Source organism: Desulfobotulus mexicanus, assembly GCF_006175995.1.
In the GTDB taxonomy this organism is placed as follows: Bacteria; Desulfobacterota; Desulfobacteria; order Desulfobacterales; family ASO4-4; genus Desulfobotulus; species Desulfobotulus mexicanus.
This window is the reverse complement of sequence record NZ_VDMB01000011.1, coordinates 59,553-82,012: the sequence shown is the minus strand read 5'-3', so window position 1 is coordinate 82,012 and position 22,460 is coordinate 59,553. Positions and strand designations below refer to the sequence as shown.

Below are 22,460 nucleotides of genomic sequence, written 5' to 3'. Positions count from 1 at the left end.
TACAGAAAGTTCCAATCAAGGGCGCGCAGCGCCCCTTCATATTTTTTTAAAAAAAGGAGCATCCCATGAACCACCCCCACCTTCAGCACCTTGAAACCCTTGCCGCAGACCTTAAGCCGTGGTCTGATTCCTTATCGAAGGAGTCTGATTCCTTATCGAAGGGGATCGAAAACCTGCAATCCCTTAAAGATGCATACCTCACCAAGCTTGATCGTTTTCAAAAAGAAGAGCAACGCTTAAGCATAGGCATCATGGGGCAGGTAAAGGCGGGGAAAAGCAGCTTTGTCAATGCCCTGCTCTTTGATGGTTTGCCCGTTCTGCCGGAAGCAGCCACCCCAAAAACCGCCAACCTCACGGCCATCACCTGGGGCGAAAGCCCCCTGCTGGAGCTGGAATACTATACAGAAATAGAATGGAAGGATCTGCAGGAAAGGGCCGCATCAAAGGACGGCAGCCCGGAAAGTAAAATGGCCTCTGAGCTTATGGCCATGGTGGAAGAAAACGGCCTTGATCCCCTGGAAAAAATCAGCCTTGGCAAAGAAAGCATTGAATTCACCAAGCCCGAAGACCTTGTTTCCATACTCAATGACTATGCCGGAGAAAATGGCCGTTACACCCCTGTCATCAAAACCATACATATTTTTCTGCCCCTGAATGAACTTAAAGGTTTAGAAATTGTGGATACACCGGGTATGAACGACCCGATTTTAAGCCGCACGGAAAAAACCAGAGAATACATGGCCCGCTGCGATGTGGTTTTTTTCCTCAGCCGTGCGGGTCAGTTTCTGGATGCTTCGGATACCAACCTTCTGGCCCGTCAGCTTCCGGGCAAGGGTGTCAAGCGCATGGTTCTGGTGGCAGGCCAGTTTGATGCCGCCATTCTGGACGATGGCTTTAACAGAAACAGTTTTCAGGAATGTGAAAAAAACCTCTGCACCCGTCTGAATCAAAGGGCAGAGGAAGAAATGGAAAAATTGGCCAAAGACTTTGAGAACAGGGGCAGGGCAAATATAGCAGAGCTGATGCGCAGCATGAAAACCCCTGTTTTATCCAGTACCTTTGCCCATGGCTTTGCCTCCTGGCCCGAAGATATGTGGGGAAAAACCATGAAGCACATCCACAATGAACTCACCGAGCTGGCGGAAGAAGAATGGAGCAGCAGCTTCAGCAAACAGGACTGGCAGCGCATCTCAGGTTTTGACCTTCTGCATGACCATTACAAAAAGGCCAGAGAAGATAAGGAAAAAATCCTTCAGCAGCAGATAAAAGGCATGATTCCCGAATCAAAGGAGCAGTTGATCCTGTATGTGGAAGAACTTACAGACATTGTGAATCAGCGGCTGGATTTTTTGAATCAAAACGATATTTCCGCCATAAAGGAACAAAAGAAGGCCTCTGAAAGCCGTATTCAGACCATTGCACTGGTTTTAAGCGAGGTGATAAGCCTTAACATCAACCAGATACAAAGGGCAAGGGCGCAAATTCTTGCGGATATTCAGCAGTCTTTGGCTGAATTTACCAAGCTCAGTACCCGCACCGGAACGGAAACCTACACCTCCTACACAACCGTCAGCACTTCCAAATGGTATAATCCCTTTTCATGGGGAAGCTCAACAACAGTCCCTACAACACGTAGCCGCTCTTACCAGTATGTTATGGCTTCCGATGCCGTAGAAAAGGTGACGGGCTACAGCAATGAAAGTGCCGCATCCATCAACCGTAAATTCAGTGAAAGCTTTAATCCCCAGAAAATTAAAACTGAGCTTCGCAAGGCCCTGTTAAAAGAAATGGAAACAGCCAGTGCGGATTTCAACCCAGGCTGGTTCCGCAGTGTGATAGATCATGGCATTCGCGAGCTTCAAATTCCAGTTTTTACAATGGATTACGGCAATGAGGCCGATGCCATTGTGCAGGAGTTTCAGGGTGAAATCCGTACAGACAAAATGGATAACCTGAACCTTATGCTGAGCAAGGCTTTACATAAAACCTTTGAACGCATCCAGAAAAATTTTATAGCTAAAGTAGAAGAATTATGCAGCCAGTTTGAAGATGCCCGAGAAAGCCTTACCCCAGTTCTTACGGAAAATCTGCACAAAGAACTGGCAGAGGTAGAAAAGGCCTTTGCGGATAAGACTGCACAGGTGGAATCTTACAAAAAACTCCTTGCAAGGCTGGAGGAAGAAAAAAAATGAGGGGCAACATCAAGGCTTTTTCCCCTCACCCCCGGCCCCTCTCCCTCTGGAGAGGTGAGAAAAACAGCCATCCTCAAGGCCCCTTCTGGCTCTGGAGAGGGGAGAAAAACAGCCATCCCCAAGGCCCCTCTCCCTCTGGAGAGGGGAGAAAAACAGTCATCCTCAAGGCCCCCTCTCCCTCTGGGAGAGGGCTGGGGTGAGGGTTACAAAGCCCTCGAAACGGTGGCTGACGCAAACCCGGTGGCTGAGGCTCTCGAAGCCATCGGGATAAAATGCCACCGAAATGAAGAAAAAACCACCGCCAAGGGCCAAAACCCAGCGGCAGAAAAATATACAACATCAAAAAAAGGAAACCACCCATGTTTACACAACAGGAATGGATTTTGAGCAGGCTCCCTGAAATCAAAAGCATCTTTGAAAAATATGAACGGCCTGCGGAAGAGCTTGATAACCTTGAAAAGGAAGTTCAGAACTTCAAGGTCAGGCTGCCCCTTATCGGCCCCTTCAGTGCAGGAAAAAGTACCCTCATCAACACCCTCTTAGGTCAGGATCTCCTTGCTATTGAAATAGACCCCACCACAGCCCTTCCCGCAGAAATCCATTACGCAGAGCAAAAGCGTTTCAGCCTCTGCCTTGAGGATGAAAGCCTTATTGACATTACAGAATCCGACTTAAAAGCCCCGCAAACAGAGCATCTCAATAAAAAACCCCTTTATGTCAAAGCTGAACTTACCAGCGAAAAACTGAAAAACTTTCCCCATCTCTGCCTTGTGGATATGCCGGGCTGGGATTCCGGAATCAAAGCCCATTCAACGGCCATAGACAATTACATCAGCCGCAGCCTTGCCTATGCCATTGTCATTCCTGCGGGAGACGGTACCCTTCGCGATAGTATTCGAGTCCTCCTTACGGAGCTGGATTTTTATTCCGTTCCGGTTTTTGTTTTCATTAGCAAATCCGAGAAAAGCCTTCCGGAAGACATCGCAGCCATAAAAGAGCAGATCCGCATTGAAATTGCGGGCATCATGAAAAATGCGCCTTTCCGTGTCGCCACTATCTCTTCCCGAAAAAAAGAAATAGCCCCTTTTCTGGAAAGCCTTCAGCAACTGGAAAATCAGTCTGAAGCCATTTTCAACACCAACTGCCACAGGCTTTTTGGTAAAAGGCTGCAAATGATGGATGATTATCTGAATACCCTTTTGAATGAAGAAAATCTGAGCGCAGAAGAGATCTCTTTAAAGCAGGAAGATATGAGAAATGAGATGGATGCCTTCAAGAAAGACATGAAAAGGCAAACCAGAGAACTTAATGATCAGATAGAGCCATCGGCCCGGCGGATTCTTGATCTGATAAAGGCAGATCTTCATAACAGTCTTGAAAGACTGACGGATGCCAGCCTTCACAACGGAGACATGGAAGGCATTGTGGGACAGATTGTAAGGAATGCCACAACAAAGGGTATGGAAACAGAATTTCATCCCAAGCTTAAAAAATACATTAAAAAGCTTGGAGACACCCTCTCCTCAACTATACCAAGCTCCTTCAAAGCAAACTTCGGTGAGATGGAAGAAGGGCATAACCTGGATTCCTTGCATACGGGTGTTCAAGGGTCTATGGCATTATTATTATTGGTTAAATCTTTACCAGTCATAAACATTATTGCTCCACTTCTTGTGGGGCTGGTTACTTTTCTTTTCGGTAAAACTTCCCGTGAAGAAAAATTAGCCATCAAAAGAGAAGAAGCAAAGCAGCAGATACTGCACAACCTCATCCCCGGTGTTCTCCAAAAACTGAACATTTCTCTGGTTCAAGCCCTTGAAGAGTTAACGGAAAAAGTGGAAAGGGACTTTAAAAAAAGGCTGGACGAGCAGCAGGAGAATATGAAATCCGCCTTTGAAGCCCTCAGCCGTGATCTTCAGCAGAGTGAAGAAGCTTTTAAAGCGAAGCAGAAGGCAATCATGCAGGACAGGGCCACCCTCCATGAAATCATGTCCCGCCTTGAAAGGGCCGCAGCATGAATGAGCTTTCCCTTGAAAAACGCTATGAACTTGTCTGCAATGCCATCACCCGACCTGAAACCGAAGGGAAAACGGCAGCCAGCCTGAGCAGCATGGAAAAAGCTCTGGATGAGGAAATGCTCAAAATAACCCGGCATCACAGCCCGCCGGATTTTGTGCATCTTTATTTCAATTTCAGAAAAGAGTTTGATCGCTTCCGGGAGTTTGCCCGTTTTCCTGAGCTTTCCACCAAAAATACCGTGGGTTTTGGCGGAGCCTTTTCCGCAGGAAAATCTACCCTCATTAATGCCCTTTTAGACAAAAAGGCCCTTTTGCCCGCAGAAACAGACCCAACCACAACGGTGCCGGTCTATCTTATGCAGGGCGAAGAGGAAAAGGTTCATGCCATAAACCTTTTCGGCCACAGCATGGATCTTTCCACCGATGATTTTGTGGTTCTTACCCATGATTTTGAAAAGGAATACGGCAGGCCCCTGGGCCACATGCTGAAATCCGCCCACATTGCCCTGCCGGAATTTGCCTGGGACAACCTGGCCCTGCTGGACACTCCGGGCTATTCCAATGCAGAAGATACCGCCAGCCAAGAAAGCACAGATGCTAAAGTTGCCCGCAGCCAGCTCAACGGAGCATCCTTTATTGTATGGGTGGTTTCCGCTAAGGCCGGAACCATACCGGAAAACGATCTTCGTTTCATCGCTACCCTAAGGCCGGAAACCCCAAAGCTCTTTGTTGTGTCCAGGGCTGATTATGTTCCGGAAGAAGACATTCAGGCCATTGTGGATCTGGTCAGAAAAACCCTACAAAGCCGGGGCATTGCCTTTGTGGATGTGGTTCCCTACTCTTCCAAGAAAAAAAAGCGATACCCAAAGGAAGCCATCACCACACATTTTGATCGCTGGAACCAAAGCCCTGCGGAAGTTCTCTTTGCAAGAAACTTCAAGGTGCTCTTTGCCCACTTCATCCGTTACCTCGATGAACGCAGGCGGGACACGGAAAGAAGCCTCAACCGCTTAAACCGCATCCTTGCCATCTCGGAAGAAAGCGACATTACAGAAGATGTTAAAGAGCTTAAAACCCGCACCATTGATGCACATAAAATGCTGGTGGATGAAAAGAAAACCCTGCTGGAACTTTCTGCGAGATTCTTCCGGGAACTTAAAGATGTGGGGGATCTTGTGGGCATCAAAATGCCCGAACCTTCGGAGATGGATCTGCTGGAGGGGGAAGGTATAATCCTGCTGGACATGCTGCTTGAAATCAAAAAGGAACGGGGGAAAAAAGACAGGGATATGGCAAGGTTTTTTCTGCCTTTGCAGGCAGATGCGGAATCCGAGGAAATTCCCTACATGATACACCGCAGGGCCAGAACCCTGCAAAGCACCCTGAAAGATACCCTTCCCGATGGCAGAATTGTTTATATGGAAGATCTGTTGCAACGCAGGGGCAAAAGCCTGCAAGGTATTTTTAAAGAAAGCATTCCGACCAAGGGCCTGCCGGAAAAACTCCCCGGTCTGACACTGCGCAGAGGCCCGGAGTACAGGGCGTTGATACAAGAGTTCAACAACCTTTAAATTCTGAATAATTCCGACAAATAAGGAGTATGTATATGAGTTCCGATGTACCTGCCATAAGAGATGCCAAGCTACCCGCAAAGGGCATGGACAATGCCGCAGTACAATTGCTGTTGCAGCAGCTTGACCAGCTAAAACCAGACCTTCTGCCCATGCCTGCCCATTGCATAAGTCGTCTGGATGAACACACGAAAAATATTTACATCACCATGCTGGCAGCCATGGCCATGGCAGACAAAAGCGTAACGGACAACGAAGCCCGGCTTCTGCACCTGCTTCAGAAAAGCCTTGGCATGGACCCTGCCGCCACAAGGATTTTTGAGCAGGCCCATCAGTGGGAAAGCTCAGACCTTAAGGATTTTTTCAGGGCCATCAGGGAAGCAGAACTGGATAAAACCTTCATGCTGGATGCGATAATTCTTCTCCGTCTGGACGGACCCATTAATGATGCGGCCACTGCCCTTCTCGGTGAAATGGCAGAACTCATGGAAATGGAAGAAAGTGATATCCGGGGTCTTACCGGCCTTGCCTGTAAAATTCTGGGGCTGCCGGGAAAAACAGATATGCCCTTTGCCTGGAATCCCTATTTTTTCGGGCACTGGCATCCTTTTCTCTATAAACGCAAAAAAATTGAGGCAAGTCTTGTTCATACCTTCACTGGGCATAGCGATAGTGTAAATTCTGTGGCCTTCAGCCCGGATGGAAAAAACATTCTTTCGGGAAGTGCGGATCAAAGACTCATGCTCTGGGATTTGGTCTCAAATGCCAATACTAAAACTTTCACAGGACATAGCGGGCAGATTTATTCCGTAACCTTCAGCCCGGACGGAAAAAGTATTCTGTCAGGAAGTTGGGATGATACCATCAAGCTTTGGGATCTTGCTTCCGGGAAAGCAATAAAAAGCATTGCTATTGGAAGCGATGTAAATGATGCTGCTTTTAGCCCTGATGGGAAAAGCATCCTGTCAGGAAGTGATAACTCTTTAAAATTATGGGATAGTGCATCAGGTAAGAATGTCAGCAATTTTAGTGGGCATAGCGGATACATTTTTTCTGTTACCTTCAGCCCGGACGGAAAAAACATTCTTTCGGGAAGCCAAGACAATAGTATCAAACTCTGGGATACGGCTTCGGGAAAGGAAATAAAAAGCTTCACAGGCCATGGAGGATATGTACAAACCGTTACCTTCAGTCCGGATGGCAAAAGAGTTCTTTCTTCAAGCAATGACGGCAGCATCAGGCTCTGGGATATTGACTCAGGAAACGAGCTGGGTAACATCATAAGTAATGGCAGCAAAATCGCTTTTAATGGTATTCTTATTCTATCCTTCACAGATAAAATATTAAAAGTATGGGATATTCAAAGTAAAAAGCTGCTGCATAGTTTTGAAAGTGATAATCCTGTAAACTCCGTATCCCTCAGCCCTTTAGGAGATTATGCTCTTTCCGGCCATCATAATGGAGAGGTCAAGCTCTGGAAACTCTGATCCTAAGCAGATAATCCGATAAACATGCCCCGGCACCATCCCCATGGTTCCGGGGCAAGGAATCATGCTTTCCATGGATGTGAGGCTCTTTTTCATCTAACCTGATGCTGTCCCAAGGCCTTGCCCGGAAAGAAAAGAAACCTTATTCCAGACAGGTAAAAACCATGAAAAAACGCATCCTCTACGGCGAAGCCAATTACCCGGCCCTTGTCCGTGAAAACGGCTACTTTGTTGACAAGACCGCCTATATCCAAAAGCTGGAATTGATGGAAAAAATGTAATTATTCAGCACAATTTATTTCGAACTACCAATGCTGTAATTGCAGCAGCTTCGTACTGTTGCAAGGCTCCGAGGCTATTTGCAAGTGACATTGCAATCGTTTCGGATCAGAGCTTCGCAGGCCTGTGCGAAAGAAGCGGCAAACTGTCTGAGCCGCCACAAAGGCAGCATGTTCAAGCCTGCTATGGAAATCATAAAGCTTATCCTGCCTGTGGCGGGGAGTTTTTGCCGCTTCCGCACAGGGCAAGAAGCTCCCGAATAAGATTGCGTCACGGGCAAATAGCCTGGAGCCTGTGCATCTGTCTGGAAGTTATGGTATCTGGAAAACTGTTCTGAATAATTACAAATAAAATATGTTTCAAAGTTACGGAGAAAACATGGAAAAGAAAAAAGCACTGGTAACGGGCGGCAACGGCTTTCTTGGTTCAGCCATCACCCGAAAACTCCTTGAGACCGGATGGGAAGTCCGTATTCTGGCCAGAGGACAGACAGGCATACCGGAAAAAAAGGAAAACCTTTCCTGGATTCAGGCAGATATTCGGGACAAAGAGAAGGTCATGCAGGCAGTGGCAGGCGTTGAAACCGTCTTTCATACGGCAGCTCTGGCCGGTGTCTGGGGGCCTGAAGAAAATTACCGCAGCATCAATGTGGAAGGAACAGAAAATGTCCTTAACGCATGCATATCCGAAGGCTGCCGTTTGATCCACAGCAGCTCGCCTTCAGTTATCTTTGACGGCAGTGACATGGAAGGAGTGGATGCAGGGCACCCCTACCCGGATACCTACAGCGCCGCCTACCCGAAAACCAAGGCGGAAGCGGAAAAAAAAGTAAAAAAAGCCGCAGGAGACGGGCTTTCCTGCATCATACTGAGGCCCCACCTTATATGGGGACCGGGTGACAACCACCTTGTACCGAGAATCCTTGCCCGCTCAAAAAAACTGGCCCGCATCGGCAGCAAAAATCCCCTCATTGATACCGTTTATATTGACAATGCAGCCCATGCCCACATCCTTGCGGATGCAGCCCTTGCCGCCAAACCTGAGCTTTCCGGCAAAATTTATTTTATTTCAGATAAAGATCCGGTTCCCCTCTGGGATATGGTGGATGCCATCCTTGCAGCCGGTGGAAAAGCTCCCGTATCAAGGCAGGTCCCCCTGCAACTTGCCATGGGACTGGCAGTTTTCCTTGAAAAAATCTATACTTTTTTCAATCTTCCCGGCGAACCAATGCTGACTGGCTTCACCGTTAAAGAACTCAGCACGGCCCACTGGTTTGACATTGAAGATCTCTGCCGGGATACCGGGTATGAGCCTCTGGTTTCCAGAGAAGAAGGCCTTAACCAACTTGAACGCTATCTGAAAGGAGATTCATTATGAAAAAGAAAAAAGCCTTGTTTCTTTCCTTTGTCATGGCTGTTGCCATGGCCTTTTCCCTTGCCCTGTCTTCTCCTGCCACATCTTCCGATGCAATGGCCGAAGGGGAAAGCCTGCTCCAGAACCGCTGCACTTCCTGCCATGGGGCAGGCAAAATTACCCGTGCTAAAAAAGACAGAAACGGATGGGAACGCACGGTTCGGCGAATGGAACAGAAAGGAGTTCAACTGACGGATGCCGAAAGAACCCTTCTCTTAAACTATCTTGCCACAAGCTACGGCAAATAATTTTCTTCAGTACTTTTTTTCAAGCTTTGCAAGCTGCCCGTGCAGCCGCTGCTGACGGGCAGCATCCATGAAGGGCAGGTGGGCCTGAACCTCCGTCAGAACCTCCCTCAAAGCCCCCTTTTTCTGAACAGGATGGGGCATCCAGCTTCCATCCACCGGATGCTGCATTTCCACACTCTCCCAGATAAGAGCATCCAGCGGACTAAAAGCAACCCGCCAGAATCGTGGATCTGCGCCACAGGCTTCGGCAAACTGCTGCAGAACCCTCAAATGGCGGTTGGAAATTTTACTGATACGCTTATACTGCTCAAAGGTAAAAAGCTTTGCTTCACCTGCTATCCGGATACGGCCCAGCCCCCCTTCATTCCTTCGGATTTCTTCCTGTGTTCTGCGGATGACTCTGCCATCGGGAAGGGTGTGAACGCAGGATGCACTGGGTTCCCAGTCTTCCAGAGTGGAACACCAGACCACAGCCTTTTCCCTTGGGGAAAAAGACGGCGAGGTGCGGATCACTCCGGACCGGAGAATCTCTGCAAGGGCTTTTCCCGTTGTATAATGATAGACGGCTTCCGAAGCTGCTGCCATGGCATATTCCTTAAGGTAAGTCGGCTTAAAAAATCTTTTGCTGTCCTGACCCACATTGGCAGTAAAGCATCCTCTCTGTTACTACTGAGGGCTTTTCTGTAAAAATTTCCTGGCAAACTTGATAAAAGCCTTGGGCTCGGAAAGCTCCTTCACTTCCGCCATCAACCCCATCTTCATCAGATTATCCAGAGGCCTGTTAATGGCAGTTCCCGAAGCCTTGCCCTGATCCACCAGTGTAAAAAGAAGCTTCTGTCTGTGACGAAGGGATACCGTAACGGCATAAAGAATCTCATCGTTACCCTTAAGTGCCTCAGTTGCCTTTCTCACCCTGCCCTCATGTTCGGAAAGGAAAAGGCGACCATCCTCACTGGCTGGCGGCACGGAAAAAAGTCTGTTGGTTACAGCCGCCGCAAGTAGTCCGGCCTTTTCCCTATCCATAGCCTCAAGGTATTCTTCCAGCAGTCTTCGGTATACACCATGCTTGATCTGGTCAAAGGCCTTATCCATACTTTTATAAAACTGCTTTTTAGTAAAAAAGAACACGTTTTGCCCCATATATTAGAGAAAGTCACAGGTTTGGAGAAACAACCCCATACCGTTTTCCATATCGCTTCAAAAACAAGGGTTATTTCTTACAACTTTTCTTTCTAACCGAAAAAACACCGCGCCTCAAGCAATGATCCATTATAAAAAATCATATTTTTTCAAATTTGATTTTTATGCACAGCAATGATAGCAGATACCTTCCAGAAAGATCATGTATGGGAAAAAAGCCTTAAAAGCTTTTTTACCTGCCATGTTCACCATCCATATCATCAGCAAGGAGGCTCTCCATGAAAAGCATTCGGGATACGGCAAGGGAAAAAATGACCGGCTACTGCCGGGTCTGCCCCATCTGCAACGGGAAAAACTGCGCTTCCGGTGTTCCGGGAATGGGCGGAATCGGCACAGGAGAAGCTTTCCGGGCCAATGGCGAAGCCCTTGCTGATCTCCGGCTCAACATGCGCCTGATCCATGAGATCACGGAGCCGGATACCAGCACTGAACTCTTTGGTACAAGCCTTGACTTTCCCCTGCTGGCCGCACCCATCGGCGGTGTTTCCTATAATATGGGCGGTGCCATTCCCGAGGCCGATTATATAAACGCCATTGTAGAGGGCTGTCTGAAAGAAGGCCTGATCGGATGTACAGGAGATGGTGTTCCACCGGAAATATCCCAGTGTGGATTTGAAGCCATTAAAGCAGCAGAAGGCCGGGCCATCCCCTTCATCAAGCCATGGGAAGACAAGGAGCTTTTTGAAAAACTCGATAAGGCTCTGGCATGTAACCCCATGGCCATCGGCATGGACATTGATGCCGCAGGTCTCATTACCCTGAGGCTGCAGGGCCGGCCCGTTTCTCCAAAATCCATCTCAAAACTCAGGGAAATAAGAAAATATATCCAGAGACCCTTTATTATTAAAGGCATCATGACACCGGATCAGGCGGAACTGGCCATGGATGCCGGGGCCGATGCCATAGTGGTTTCCAACCATGGCGGTCGTGTTCTGGATATGACTCCGGGAACGGCAGATGTGCTTCCGGAAATCGTTGAAACCGTAGGCGGAAAAATCCGCGTACTGGTGGACGGTGGCATCCGGAGTGGGGTGGACATACTGAAAATGCTGGCTCTGGGAGCGGATGCCGTCCTCATTGGAAGGCCCTTTTCCATTGCCGCCTGCGGCGGAGAAACCGAAGGTGTATGCACCTATATCCGCCAGTTGCGTACCGAACTGAAACAGGCCATGGTAATGACCGGCTGCGCCAGCATTGCTGACGTGGATGAAACCATCCTGTACTGATACCTTAAACCGGGGAAGATGGTCAGCCCTCCCCGGTTTTAATTGCCCTGCAGAAATTCATTCATCTCATCTTAAAATCTGATTGCCATGCTCTTTTATCCATAAATGATCTGAATCAAAAAAAATACTGGGCAGGGTGCCCCTTAAGACTTGAAGGAGAAAGCGTGACAGACACATTCCGTATCGTATCCTGGAACGTGAACGGTCTTCGTGCCATCTGGAAAAAAGACTTTGAAGCTTCTGTCAAAGCCCTTGATGCGGATATTCTCATGCTGCAGGAGACCAAACTGCAGGAAGATCAGAGAAGTGATGAGATGCTTCATCTGAATGGATATCCCTTCCAGACATGGAGTTATGCCCAAACAAAAAAAGGCTACTCCGGCGTCATGGCCTACTCCCGCAGAGCACCCGTAAGCTATTCATCAAATATTGGTGTTCAGGAATTTGATGATGAAGGACGTGTCAACCAGCTGGATTTTGAAGATTTCACCCTTTTTAATGTGTATTTTCCCAATGGTCAGATGAACGAGGAACGCCTTGACTACAAGCTTCGTTTTTATGAGGCCTTCTTCCTTCATGCAGATGAGCTGCGCAAAAAAGGACGGCCTGTTATTGTCTGCGGAGACTATAACACAGCCCACAATGAGATTGACCTGAGACATCCCAAAGCCAATGCAGACCGTTCCGGCTTCCTGCGCATCGAACGTGACTGGCTGGACCGCCTCATGACCGGTGGATGGACCGATACCTTCAGACACCTCTACCCGGACACCGTGAAATACTCATGGTGGTCCTACCGGTCCAATGCAAGAAAGACCAATGCCGGATGGCGCATTGACCTTTGCCTTATCTCACAGGATATCGTAGAAAAAGGCTGGCTGAAAAATGCCTTCATCGACAATGATATCATGGGCTCAGATCACTGCCCCGTGGGGCTGGTACTGGAAATCACTTAAGAATCGGGACAACAAGAAAATACGGTTCACAGCAATACCCACACAAAAGGTTGATTTATGGTATATTTTCTATCCGGCTTCTCCCGTACACACAACCCTATGCTGCCCGTATCCATACTCTTCCACAAGAAAAAAAACTGCTCCGGCAAAGACAGCAGAAGTATGCATACAACCACTTCAATAAATGGGCTTATATGTCTGTTGCTGCTCCTTTTTCTTTTCTCGGGCTGCACCTCCGGCAGCATGCTGATACAGGAAGCCGATCTTGACCGGTTAGACCAGCGTCTGGCCGATCAGGCACTCATGACCAGCAAAATGCTGGAACTTCAGAACCAGAACAAGGATCTGCTTGCCAACCTTCTGCATATAACCCAAACGAAACAGGACTGTGGCGAGCTAATCCCCCTGAACATTGAAATTCTTGAAAAGCAGGCAAAAAACATCCTCCTGCTGGAAAAAATACCCGCCCGGCTGAACGCAGCAAAGGCCTGCAGTACTTCTGAAGAAAAAAAACCTGCCGTACTCCCGCCACCCCGTACAACGGAAACCCTGCCAACACAAAAAATAATCGTTGGAGCCGAAGAAAAAGTACGCATCACTCCTCCGGGCCTGGTTTTGCCAGCCCGTATGGATACAGGAGCAGAAACGGCCTCTCTGGATGCCCGAAATATTGAGCGTTTCGAACGGGATGGTGAACGATGGGTCCGTTTTGAAATACCCCATCCCAAAACAGGAAAAATGATCCCCATGGAACAGAAACTCCAGCGGAAAGCACGCATTCTACAGTCCAGCACAGATGAGAGTGAGCGGCGTCCTGTTGTTGAACTATCCCTCACCATAGGGGGAACCACCCAGCTTACGGAATTTACCCTGACGGATCGCAGCCATTTGACTTTTCCAATACTCATTGGCAGGAATGTTCTAAAAGATGTCATGGTTGTGGATGTCAGCCTGTCCAATACCATCCCTCTGACAAAAGATCCGGTTGAATCAACATCAAACAAAACGGATATGCCCTGATGCAGCGAGTCAGCCTTTACTGGATTGTCGGTCTTCTGATCATATCAGGTATCAGCCTTGCCTGGCTCCGCCACACCCAGATGCAGATCCCCTTCAAACCCGGCAGTGATACCGGTGTCTGGCTGATTGAGGCCAGAGTAACCTTCACTGCCTCCCAGCGCCCCGTCCTTGCCAGTCTGAGCATTCCCAAAAAACCACCCGGATTCCGGCTTTTCAATGAGCAGGCCGCATCTCCTGGATATGGATTTTCCATTGTGGATCAGGGAGAAAACCGCCGGGCAGAATGGTCCCGCCGCACGGCCGAAGGCACCCAGACACTTTATTATAAGATCCAGCTCACCCGTAATCCTGAAAAACAGCAGATCCCGGAACATCCACCTGCTTCTCCGGATTCTGTCAACTGGCGCCCTCCTGAAGCTACGGCCGCCCACGCTCTGATTGAAGCGGCAGGTGCCACATCCAGCACACCGGAAAGTCTTACCCGGGAGATCATAAAAATTCTCAATGCCAGCGAGAAAGAACAGAATGCAGCCCTGCTGCTTGCGGACTACAGACAGGAAATTCTGCTGACCCGTCTTCTGGCAGAAGCAGGTATCCCCAGCCGTGTGGTGCAGGGTATTTTTCTTGAAGACGGCAGAAGAAACCAGAGTCTTGTTCCCATGGTTGAAGTCTTTGCCAGGGATCAGTGGATTCTGTTCAATCCTGCAACGGGCGAACAGGGTGTTCCGGAGCATTTTCTTTTGTGGCACAGGAGCGGCCCATCGCTTCTGGATCTTTCCGGGGGCAGCTCTGCCAGAGTCAGTTTTTCCATGATTTACCAAAGTATTCCTGCCCTTGAAATGGCAAGGGTTCAATCCAGCAACAATGGCTTTTCCTTTTTAAGCATGCATCATCTCCCCCTGGATCAGCAGGGCGTTTTCAAGCTGCTGCTGCTGATTCCCATGGGTGCCCTGGTGGTTACTTTCATGCGTATTCTTATCGGTGTCAGCACATCCGGCACCTTCATGCCAGTACTCATCGGCATGGCCTTTCTCCAGACATCCCTTATTCCAGGGCTGATTTATTTTCTGACCATTGTAGGGACCGGACTGCTTCTGCGTAGCTATCTTTCCTATCTGAATCTTCTGCTGGTGGCCCGAATTGCCACCATCGTCATCATTGTCATCACCCTGATCACCCTGGCAAGCCTTATGTCCATCCGTCTCGGCTTCCACACAGGCATGCCCGTCACCGCCTTTCCCCTTATCATTATTGCCTGGACCATCGAACGCATGTCCATTCTCTGGGAAGAAGAAGGCATGCGGGAAGTCATGGTACAGGGAACGGGCAGTCTTGTGGTGGCACTCTGTGCCTATGCCTTCATGCGTCATCCAACCGTTGCTCATTTAAGTTTTAATTTTCCTGAGCTTAACCTTGTAATAGCCGCACTGATTCTCCTGATGGGTCAGTACACCGGCTACAGACTCTTTGAACTTCACCGCTTTGCGGCCATGAAAGACAGAACACCATGAGCTGGATTTCACCCTTTGCCTTGAAAGACATGGGAATTTTAGGTATGAACCGCCGCAATCATGCCTTTGTAGCCCGCTACAATCCCCGTCGCTACTACCCCCTTGTGGACAACAAACTCAAAACCAAACAGCTTGCCAATGCCTGCGGCATTCCCACCCCAACCCTTCAGTTCATCGTCAGTGCCCAGCATGAAGTCAGGCATGTGAGAAAACAGCTTCAGGATTGTAATAATGGCTTTGCCATCAAACCTGCCAAGGGATCGGGTGGAAAAGGCATTCTTGTTATTTCCGGAAACCGTGGAAACAGCTTTATCAAATCTTCCGGCAAACGGCTGGATGAAAGGGACATACAAAGACATATTTCCAATATTCTTGCGGGTCTTTACTCGCTGGGAGGTGCCCCGGATACAGCCCTTATCGAAGACATCATTCAGATGGATCCCCTTTTTGAAGGGTTCTCCTATCAGGGTATTCCCGATATCCGTGTGATTGTTTTTCAGGGTTATCCTGTTATGGCCATGCTGCGGCTGGCTACAGAAGCTTCCGACGGCAAAGCCAACCTGCATCAGGGAGCTGTGGGAGTAGGCCTGGATATGGCCACAGGCAAAGGACTGAGGGCACTGCAGTTCGGTAAACCCGTATCCCTGCACCCGGATACAGGAAAAAAGCTTGACTCTATTGAAATCCCAGACTGGAAACACCTGCTCACCCTTGCCAGCAGATGCTATGAAATGACTGGCCTCGGCTATATAGGAGCAGATATAGTACTGGACAGAAACCGCGGTCCTTTAATGCTGGAACTAAATGCAAGGCCAGGACTTGCCATTCAAATGACCAACGGAGAAGGCCTTCTGGGCCGTCTTAAGGCAATTGAAGCCCTGCCCCATTCACCCGGAGGCGTTGAAGAAAGGGTCAGCTGGGCCATGGACTTCTTTGCAAAAAAATGAATGCCTTATCCTACAAGAAGTGTCAGGGCATAAAACAGGACAGGGGCAAAGATAGCAGGCAGCATATTACCCAGCCGGATACGGGTGATTTCCATCAGATTCATGCCGATAGCCAGAATGAGAAGCCCGCCTGTCCCGGACATCTGGGCAACCACTTCCGGTACAAGAAAGGGTTTAATGGCCACCGCTGCAAGGGTGATACTCCCCTGATACACCAGCACCGCCATAGCCGAGAACAGCACACCAGCACCCATGGAAGCAGCAAAAATGACAGAAGCCACACCATCCAGTGCGGATTTGGCAAAAAGGGTCTGGTGATTCCCCGTAAGACCACTTTCCAGTGAACCAACGATAGCCATGGAACCCACGCAGAAAATAAGACTTGAGGTGACAAAGGCCTGTGCCATACTGCCCTTATCTCCTTTCCCGGCAAATTTTTTCTCAAGCATTCTGCCCAGTCCTGCAAGCTTTTCCTCTATGCCCAGCCACTCTCCCAGAAGGGTTCCCAGCACAAGGCTCCCGATGATGATCAGAATATCATCACAGGCAAGAGCCGTTTTCAGACCAATGAGCATCACAGCCAGAGCCAGTGCCTGCATAACGGTCTGCTTATAGCGCTCAGGGATACCCTTACCGAAAAGAAGCCCCAGAAGAGCACCAGCGAATATTGCCGCAACATTGACAAGGGTTCCCAGCATATAAAAATCTTTCTTTTTTCATATGAAAAGGGCGAAAGCCTTACTGTTTCCGGCATCCGCCCCTTCGGTACTGAATTTAAAAAACTGACTTTAAAAAACTTTTCAGATTAAAGACCGTTTATTACAATGGCAGCTGGCTCACACACTTCAAGGCAGGACTCACAGCCAAGGCACTCATCGGCATTTGCTACTTCGGATTTACCATCCTTCATTTCAAATACATCCGTAGGACATACATCAACGCATTCTTCACAACCAACACACTTATCCTGATCTACAATGGGCTCGTAAGACATTCTGCTTCTCCTTAAAAAATATTATTTTAAAACTAAAAACGGGAAAATCCCCACATCCACTCCCAAAGGTCATCCTGCGTTTCAGGATACTGCCTACCCTTAAAGCCTGACCTTTCTTTCGGGTACAGTGAAACGGCAGCCCTGTCAACACATCTGACAAGGAAAAATCCATTAATTCCCAAAAAACAGCCCTCTTACGGAAAATTTTCTGTCAGGGCCATGGATGCAGCTCCTGCATCAGAATATATAAAACCCCCCGGAAGCCATGATCTGTTATCCATGGGCTTAGCAAAAGTAAAAAGATGCAGATACCACCAAAAAACAGACAGGCACGATCACCAAAAGTCCATGGTTCAGCTCCATCAGCATTTCTTTCAGAAAAACTTCCCCTGCCTTCTGAAACTTCACAGGGCTTTTCTTCAAGCATCCGGCTGTCTCTACCTGACTTCAGTTCAGGCCCCCTGCGCAGCAAAGCCCGCAGCACCTGAGCGAGATCATCCAGGGAAAGCAAAACCGCCCGGAGTGCTTTTTCCCAGGCCACAAACCTTGCCCCGGTTTTCACACCCTGCGCCCCTGCCCTTGCAGCAGATCCAAGACCCGCTACACCCATTATTATTTCCATGTAAACGCCAAGGACCAAAGCAAAAATCACAAGACTTAAATCCAGTTTGATGGACCAGCAGGATCTTGCAAAAATCAGAGAGAATGAAGCTTCACCATCTTCGGCTTTCTGGCGGATTCCTTCAAAAAGCCCATGGACAGCCACCACGGCAACCAGCCAGAAAAGACTGATCCAAATGCTTAAGACCACGGCAAGCCCCAGATATATGAGGATAAAGGACCATCGTTCGTCATGGTTCAAAATCCAGCTGTACATAATGCTTTTAAATTTCATTACCTTCAGCCTGCCCCATCTCCTCCCAGACCAATACCCGGAGGCGGCTTGATTTCCATGGCTGGTTTCCTGAAATCATTGCATAAATCATAATGAACCGCCTTCAGAAAAAGACCCTGTGGCGGTGCCGTAACACCTGCCAGTTCCCGTTTTTTCCCTTCAAGTATCTGAGGTATTGCCTCAGACTTTATTTTACCCCGCCCCACCAGAATAAGGGTTCCTGCAAGATTTCTTACCATATATCGCAGAAAACCATTCCCCGTAACCTCAAAGGCAAAAACATCCGGGATTCCCGGTTCATCGGCAAAAAATGCACTGTACAGGGTCCGCACCGTATGGCTTCTCGGACTGCCTGCCGCCTCAAAACTTTTAAAATCATGGGTTCCCACCAGATATGCTGCTGCATCATCCATGGCTTTTCTGTCCAGGGGCTGCCATACATGCCAGAGATAGTCCCTGCCCAGAACAGGACGCAGAGGCCGGTTAAGGATACGGTATCTATAGGTTTTTGCCCTTGCAGCAAAACGGGCATGAAAGGCGGGCCCTGTCTCCATACAATGATGAATCACAAGACCTGCCGGCAGAAGACAGTTCAGGGCCTTTTTCATGGCAGGGCCGTTCATGCGGGTATTCATATCAAAGTGGGCCACCTGGGCAAGGGCATGAACACCGGCATCGGTCCTGCCGGATCCATGCACCGTGACAGGTGTGTTGGCAATCGTGGAAAGGGCCTTTTCCAGCTCTCCCTGAACGGTTTTAATTTTTGGCTGACACTGCCAGCCATGGAAACATGAGCCATCATATTCCATGACAATTCTGAATCGACGCACCTTTTTCTCAATCCTTTTCAAAGACGATCTACGGGAATCCAGGCAAGCCGCTCTTCCATGGCCTCATCCATAAGCTCCTGTACCCTGGATTCCGGGCATTCATGACCGCACACCGTGCAGCGGAAAGTAACCCTGCGTCAGCTGCGTCTTACCAGAATTCTGCCCTTACTGCATACGGGACAAAGTAAACTTGTTTCCACCATGACACCCTCTTTACCCAGGTTAATAAAAATCTGTATAATATGCCTTGATCCTATGAAAAGATAAAGTACAATGGAAAAAGGTCTTAAGGGAGAAAAGACACCCTTACTCTTAAAAAAACTTCTTTTCAGGAATACACCATGAGCGCCATGCAATGCAGAGGTTTTTCCGCCGGATCCATTTGTGCCGGAATTAAATACAAAGACAGGCCGGATCTGGCCATGCTGATCTGCGATCATCCCGCAGCTGCAGCAGCCGTTTTCACCAAAAACAGGGTCACTGCCGCACCGGTGAGGCTAAGCAGGGATAACATAATCTCCGGCCGCTGTCAGGCCCTGATCGTCAATTCCGGAAATGCCAACTGCGCCACCGGAGAAAAGGGGATGGAGAATGCAAAGGCCATGGCAGAGGCCGCAGCCAGCGCCCTGCAAATTGCACCGGAACTGGTGCAGGTGGCCTCCACGGGTGTTATCGGCCAGCAGCTTCCCATGGACCGTATCCTCCCCAAAATACCGGAACTGGCCGCATCCCTTCACCCCCAAGGCCTTGATGATCTCGCCTCTGCCATCATGACCACGGATCTTGTGAAAAAAACCGCCTCCCGCACCCTGAAGATCCGGGGAAAGGAAATCACCCTCTGCGGTGTTGCCAAAGGTTCCGGTATGATCCAGCCGGACATGGCCACCATGCTGGCCTTCCTTGTCACGGATGCTGATATTCTCCCGGAAAGGCTGTCTGCCCTTTTAAAAGAAGCCGTAAATAAAAGCTTCAACCGCATTTCCGTGGACGGAGACACCAGCACCAACGATACCGTACTGCTTATGGCTTCCGGTGCTTCCGGCATACAGCCCTCAGGAGAGGAAGAAGAAATCTTTGCTGCCGTACTGAAAGACATCTGTCTGGACCTTGCAACCCAGGTGGTTCAGGACGGAGAAGGAGCCACAAAACTTGTAAAAATTGTGGTTGAAGGAGCAAAAAACAGGGAAGATGCCCTGAAGGCCGCAGATACGGTGGCCAACTCACCTTTGGTAAAAACCGCCATCTTCGGAGAAGATGCCAACTGGGGACGGCTGGCCATGGCTGTGGGACGCTCCGGTGCGGATCTTGATCCGGACCGCATCACCCTTTCCTTTGATGACGCCCTGCTGGTTAAAGACGGCGTATGGTTAGGGCAAGATGCGGAAAGCCGTGCTTCTGCCGTCATGAAGCAGAAAACCTTCACCATCCTCATTGATCTGGGTATAGGTGATGGAAAGGATTTCATGCTGACCTGTGACTTCTCCTATGATTATGTGCGCATCAATGCAGACTACAGATCCTGAACACCTGCCTTCGGTATCCGAAGGAGTCCGTCTGCAGAAGTATCTGGCAGATGCGGGCCTGTGCTCCCGCAGGGAAGCAGAACGACGCATAGAAAAGGGCCGGGTGCGCATCAATGGAAAAACCGTGCTGGAAATGGGCGTCCGGGTAAAACCCGGAGACCTTGTTGAAATGGACGGTAAAAAAGCCGAGGCTAATGAGCCTCTCATCTATGTGATGCTGCACAAACCCGCAGATGTGGTCACTTCCTGCAAGCACAGGGGAGAAAGGGTGGTAACAGACCTTGTGAATCTTCCTTTCCGGATTTTCCCCGTGGGCAGACTGGATAAGGACTCCACCGGCCTTCTCCTTTTAACCAATGACGGGCCCCTGCACCACAGACTGTCCCATCCATCCTTTGACCATGAAAAGGAGTATCTGGTGCAGACGCAACCTGCCCTTGATGATAATGCCCTTGCACAGATGGCCGGCGGCATTGTCATTGAAGGCAGAAAAACCAGACCCGCAAAGGTATACCGCCAGAACCGGGAAACCTTCCGGATTGTTCTGCTGGAGGGCCGTAATCGTCAGATCCGTAAAATGGTTGCCGCCTGCAGCGCAGAAGTTGTGAAGCTGCATCGTATCCGCATGACCTTCCTTAATCTTGGCAGGCTCCCATCCGGAGAATGGAGGCATCTCACCCCTGAGGAGGTGACAAAACTCAAAGCCTTAAAAGAAAACCACCCCGCATACAAAAAACAGTTTAAAGGGAGGAAATAATGCGCACTTACATTACTGTTCTTTTTTTGTGTCTGCTGCTGGCCGGAACAACGGCCATGGCAGGCACCCTGCAGGTACAGACAGGCAGTACTCCGCTACGGGAAATGCCCTCTTTTCTTGCAGGCACCATCACAAATCTTTCCTACGGACAGACCGTCGAAATCCTTTCGAAGCAGGGAGACTGGCGCAGGGTCAAAATTGCAGGATCAAAAACCATGGGATGGGTACATACCTCGGCCCTTACGGACCGGAAAATTGAGCTTGCTTCCGGCGATGCCCTCTCCGGCGGAGTGAGTTCCGATGAGCTGGCTCTGGCGGGCAAAGGTTTCAGCCCTGAGGTTGAGGCAGCCTTCCGTGCAGAAAACAGCACGCTTAATTATGCAGATATCAACCGCATGGAAACCTTCCGTATTTCTCCTGAAACATCCATACGCTTTCTCCGGGAAGGTGGCCTGAGGCCCGAAGGAGGTCTTCAATGAAAAACACAGCTTTTCTCCTTCTCTGCCTTTCCATGGTAATTCTGACAGCTTGTAAAACCATGGGGGTGGTTTCTGAAGTAGGAACCACCGTGGGTGTTGCTTCCGGAGCCATCAGTGAATCCCAGGCGGAAGCCATCAAAAGAAGCAGTGCGGCACTGGCCAAAAGCTTTGAGGATATAACACCAGAACAGGAATACTATATCGGCCGCAGTGTGGGTGCGACCATACTTTCTTCCTACAAAATATGGGATAATGAAAAAGCAACGGATTACCTAAACATTCTGGGGCAAACCCTTGCCCTCTACTCCCGGGCCCCTGAAACCTACAAAGGCTACGCTTTTCTCATTCTCGATTCCGATGAAATAAACGCATTTGCAGCACCCAGCGGTTTTATTTTCATCACAAGGGGAATGCTGCGCCTCTGCACCAATGAGACAGAGCTTGCCGCCGTACTGGCCCATGAAATCGCCCATGTCTCAGAAAAACACGGCCTGAAAGCCATCAAAAGATCCCGCCTTACCACAGCCCTCACCACCATTGCCGTGGAAGGAGCCGGAGCCTTTGCCGGAGGCCATCTGGCAGAGCTCACCGAAGCCTTTGGCGGTTCCGTTGCGGATATCACCGGCACCCTCATGACCAACGGCTATTCCAGAGCCTTTGAGCGGGAAGCCGACGCCCAGGCCATAGCCATACTGAGGGCTACGGGCTATGACCCTGCAGGACTTCCCAATATGCTGTCTATTATGGAAAAACACCTGAAACCCGGAGCTCCGGACTTTGCCAGCACCCATCCAGCACCCCGCAGCAGAATAGCAGAACTCCGTCAGATGGGTGTTCAGGGCAGAACCATACAGGCCCACCATATCCGTGATGCCCGGTTCAGAAATGCCTTTGGTAATGTGTAGGAGATAATA

21 protein-coding genes and 1 pseudogene are annotated in these 22,460 nt (G+C 49.3%); 15 read left to right on the top strand and 7 right to left on the bottom strand.

The annotated features are described in order from the left end of the window. Positions 1–65: 65 nt before the first annotated feature. From FIM25_RS09945 to FIM25_RS09920, 6 genes are all read left to right on the top strand, one after another. Positions 66–2,192 carry a dynamin family protein gene (locus FIM25_RS09945; protein ID WP_139448784.1) on the top strand — a complete coding sequence of 709 codons (2,127 nt, stop codon included), beginning with the start codon at positions 66–68 and terminating at the stop codon, positions 2,190–2,192. A gap of 359 nt (positions 2,193–2,551) precedes the next feature. Then, positions 2,552–4,210 carry a dynamin family protein gene (locus FIM25_RS09940; protein ID WP_139448782.1) on the top strand — a complete coding sequence of 553 codons (1,659 nt, stop codon included), beginning with the start codon at positions 2,552–2,554 and terminating at the stop codon, positions 4,208–4,210. Next, the gene (locus tag FIM25_RS09935) at positions 4,207–5,781 is read left to right on the top strand and encodes a dynamin family protein (protein ID WP_139448780.1); all 1,575 of its coding nucleotides are present in this window, start codon (positions 4,207–4,209) and stop codon (positions 5,779–5,781) included. Before FIM25_RS09940 ends, FIM25_RS09935 begins: the two co-directional genes overlap by 4 nt. Before the next feature lie 35 nt (positions 5,782–5,816). Continuing rightward, the gene (locus FIM25_RS09930) at positions 5,817–7,268 is read left to right on the top strand and encodes a PD40 domain-containing protein (RefSeq protein WP_179953293.1); all 1,452 of its coding nucleotides are present in this window, start codon (positions 5,817–5,819) and stop codon (positions 7,266–7,268) included. A gap of 657 nt (positions 7,269–7,925) precedes the next feature. Then, complete coding sequence (locus tag FIM25_RS09925; protein WP_139448776.1) at positions 7,926–8,924, top strand: NAD-dependent epimerase/dehydratase family protein; 999 nt, start codon at positions 7,926–7,928, stop codon at positions 8,922–8,924. Beyond that, positions 8,921–9,208: a c-type cytochrome gene (locus tag FIM25_RS09920; protein WP_139448774.1), complete on the top strand. Its 288-nt coding sequence runs from the start codon at positions 8,921–8,923 to the stop codon at positions 9,206–9,208. The genes FIM25_RS09925 and FIM25_RS09920 overlap by 4 nt, the downstream gene beginning before the upstream one ends. Before the next feature lie 6 nt (positions 9,209–9,214). Here FIM25_RS09920 and FIM25_RS09915 read toward each other — a convergent pair whose 3' ends face one another. Together FIM25_RS09915 and FIM25_RS09910 are read right to left on the bottom strand one after the other, a co-directional pair. Beyond that, positions 9,215–9,793, bottom strand: a complete 579-nt coding sequence (locus FIM25_RS09915) for a hypothetical protein (RefSeq protein ID WP_139448772.1) — start codon at positions 9,791–9,793, stop codon at positions 9,215–9,217. Positions 9,794–9,874: 81 nt separating this feature from the next. Continuing rightward, positions 9,875–10,336, bottom strand: a complete 462-nt coding sequence (locus FIM25_RS09910) for a hypothetical protein (protein WP_179953292.1) — start codon at positions 10,334–10,336, stop codon at positions 9,875–9,877. Between the two features lie 290 nt (positions 10,337–10,626). Here FIM25_RS09910 and FIM25_RS09905 point away from each other — a divergent pair, with 290 nt between their 5' ends. The 5 genes from FIM25_RS09905 to FIM25_RS09885 all read left to right on the top strand — a co-directional run bounded on the left by FIM25_RS09905 (position 10,627) and on the right by FIM25_RS09885 (position 16,068). Then, the gene (locus FIM25_RS09905; protein ID WP_139448768.1) at positions 10,627–11,634 is read left to right on the top strand and encodes an alpha-hydroxy-acid oxidizing protein; all 1,008 of its coding nucleotides are present in this window, start codon (positions 10,627–10,629) and stop codon (positions 11,632–11,634) included. A 164-nt stretch (positions 11,635–11,798) separates the two neighbouring features. Next, the gene (locus tag FIM25_RS09900; protein WP_139448766.1) at positions 11,799–12,590 is read left to right on the top strand and encodes an exodeoxyribonuclease III; all 792 of its coding nucleotides are present in this window, start codon (positions 11,799–11,801) and stop codon (positions 12,588–12,590) included. Positions 12,591–12,647: 57 nt separating this feature from the next. Then, positions 12,648–13,610 (top strand): ATP-dependent zinc protease family protein, encoded by a 963-nt coding sequence (locus FIM25_RS09895; protein WP_139448764.1) that lies wholly within the window; start codon positions 12,648–12,650, stop codon positions 13,608–13,610. After that, positions 13,610–15,121 carry a UUP1 family membrane protein gene (locus FIM25_RS09890; RefSeq protein WP_139448762.1) on the top strand — a complete coding sequence of 504 codons (1,512 nt, stop codon included), beginning with the start codon at positions 13,610–13,612 and terminating at the stop codon, positions 15,119–15,121. The genes FIM25_RS09895 and FIM25_RS09890 overlap by 1 nt, the downstream gene beginning before the upstream one ends. After that, complete coding sequence (locus FIM25_RS09885; RefSeq protein ID WP_139448760.1) at positions 15,118–16,068, top strand: alpha-L-glutamate ligase-like protein; 951 nt, start codon at positions 15,118–15,120, stop codon at positions 16,066–16,068. The genes FIM25_RS09890 and FIM25_RS09885 overlap by 4 nt, the downstream gene beginning before the upstream one ends. Positions 16,069–16,073: 5 nt before the next feature. Here FIM25_RS09885 and FIM25_RS09880 read toward each other — a convergent pair whose 3' ends face one another. The 5 genes and pseudogenes from FIM25_RS09880 to FIM25_RS17885 form a co-directional block, all read right to left on the bottom strand. Further along, on the bottom strand, positions 16,074–16,766 hold the full coding sequence (locus FIM25_RS09880; protein ID WP_139448758.1) for a DUF554 domain-containing protein: 693 nt from the start codon (positions 16,764–16,766) through the stop codon (positions 16,074–16,076). Between the two features lie 107 nt (positions 16,767–16,873). Next, entirely contained in the window at positions 16,874–17,062 is a 189-nt protein-coding gene (locus tag FIM25_RS09875; protein ID WP_139448756.1) for a DUF362 domain-containing protein, read from the bottom strand. A 211-nt stretch (positions 17,063–17,273) separates the two neighbouring features. Then, positions 17,274–17,957: a hypothetical protein gene (locus FIM25_RS09870; protein ID WP_139448754.1), complete on the bottom strand. Its 684-nt coding sequence runs from the start codon at positions 17,955–17,957 to the stop codon at positions 17,274–17,276. Positions 17,958–17,962: 5 nt separating this feature from the next. Continuing rightward, positions 17,963–18,787 carry a tRNA pseudouridine(38-40) synthase TruA gene (truA, locus tag FIM25_RS09865; RefSeq protein ID WP_246052136.1) on the bottom strand — a complete coding sequence of 275 codons (825 nt, stop codon included), beginning with the start codon at positions 18,785–18,787 and terminating at the stop codon, positions 17,963–17,965. Positions 18,788–18,804: 17 nt separating this feature from the next. After that, a pseudogene (locus FIM25_RS17885) lies at positions 18,805–18,912 on the bottom strand (dual CXXC motif small (seleno)protein); the annotation flags it as partial. A gap of 216 nt (positions 18,913–19,128) precedes the next feature. Here FIM25_RS17885 and argJ point away from each other — a divergent pair. From argJ to FIM25_RS09845, 4 genes are read left to right on the top strand one after another with little or no spacing between them, the layout of a single operon-like run. Beyond that, positions 19,129–20,310 (top strand): bifunctional glutamate N-acetyltransferase/amino-acid acetyltransferase ArgJ, encoded by a 1,182-nt coding sequence (argJ, locus tag FIM25_RS09860; RefSeq protein ID WP_281279318.1) that lies wholly within the window; start codon positions 19,129–19,131, stop codon positions 20,308–20,310. Further along, positions 20,261–21,067, top strand: a complete 807-nt coding sequence (locus tag FIM25_RS09855) for a pseudouridine synthase (RefSeq protein ID WP_246052134.1) — start codon at positions 20,261–20,263, stop codon at positions 21,065–21,067. The genes argJ and FIM25_RS09855 overlap by 50 nt, the downstream gene beginning before the upstream one ends. Beyond that, positions 21,067–21,546 (top strand): SH3 domain-containing protein, encoded by a 480-nt coding sequence (locus FIM25_RS09850; RefSeq protein ID WP_139448752.1) that lies wholly within the window; start codon positions 21,067–21,069, stop codon positions 21,544–21,546. Before FIM25_RS09855 ends, FIM25_RS09850 begins: the two co-directional genes overlap by 1 nt. After that, a complete protein-coding gene (locus tag FIM25_RS09845; protein ID WP_139448750.1) occupies positions 21,543–22,451 on the top strand; it encodes a M48 family metalloprotease in 909 nt (302 codons plus the stop codon). The genes FIM25_RS09850 and FIM25_RS09845 overlap by 4 nt, the downstream gene beginning before the upstream one ends. The last annotated feature ends 9 nt before the right edge of the window (positions 22,452–22,460 follow it).

Coding starts and splice junctions, on each gene's coding strand:
- FIM25_RS09850 (WP_139448752.1), top strand. CDS start 21,067: ATGCGCACTTACATTACTGTTCTTTTTTTGTGTCTGCTGCTGGCCGGA.
- FIM25_RS09880 (WP_139448758.1), bottom strand. CDS start 16,766: ATGCTGGGAACCCTTGTCAATGTTGCGGCAATATTCGCTGGTGCTCTT.
- FIM25_RS09870 (WP_139448754.1), bottom strand. CDS start 17,957: ATGAAATTTAAAAGCATTATGTACAGCTGGATTTTGAACCATGACGAA.
- FIM25_RS09940 (WP_139448782.1), top strand. CDS start 2,552: ATGTTTACACAACAGGAATGGATTTTGAGCAGGCTCCCTGAAATCAAA.
- FIM25_RS09890 (WP_139448762.1), top strand. CDS start 13,610: ATGCAGCGAGTCAGCCTTTACTGGATTGTCGGTCTTCTGATCATATCA.
- FIM25_RS09920 (WP_139448774.1), top strand. CDS start 8,921: ATGAAAAAGAAAAAAGCCTTGTTTCTTTCCTTTGTCATGGCTGTTGCC.
- FIM25_RS09875 (WP_139448756.1), bottom strand. CDS start 17,062: ATGTCTTACGAGCCCATTGTAGATCAGGATAAGTGTGTTGGTTGTGAA.
- FIM25_RS09885 (WP_139448760.1), top strand. CDS start 15,118: ATGAGCTGGATTTCACCCTTTGCCTTGAAAGACATGGGAATTTTAGGT.
- argJ (WP_281279318.1), top strand. CDS start 19,129: ATGAGCGCCATGCAATGCAGAGGTTTTTCCGCCGGATCCATTTGTGCC.
- FIM25_RS09925 (WP_139448776.1), top strand. CDS start 7,926: ATGGAAAAGAAAAAAGCACTGGTAACGGGCGGCAACGGCTTTCTTGGT.
- FIM25_RS09895 (WP_139448764.1), top strand. CDS start 12,648: ATGGTATATTTTCTATCCGGCTTCTCCCGTACACACAACCCTATGCTG.
- FIM25_RS09845 (WP_139448750.1), top strand. CDS start 21,543: ATGAAAAACACAGCTTTTCTCCTTCTCTGCCTTTCCATGGTAATTCTG.
- FIM25_RS09945 (WP_139448784.1), top strand. CDS start 66: ATGAACCACCCCCACCTTCAGCACCTTGAAACCCTTGCCGCAGACCTT.
- FIM25_RS09930 (WP_179953293.1), top strand. CDS start 5,817: ATGAGTTCCGATGTACCTGCCATAAGAGATGCCAAGCTACCCGCAAAG.
- FIM25_RS09905 (WP_139448768.1), top strand. CDS start 10,627: ATGAAAAGCATTCGGGATACGGCAAGGGAAAAAATGACCGGCTACTGC.
- FIM25_RS09915 (WP_139448772.1), bottom strand. CDS start 9,793: ATGGCAGCAGCTTCGGAAGCCGTCTATCATTATACAACGGGAAAAGCC.
- FIM25_RS09935 (WP_139448780.1), top strand. CDS start 4,207: ATGAATGAGCTTTCCCTTGAAAAACGCTATGAACTTGTCTGCAATGCC.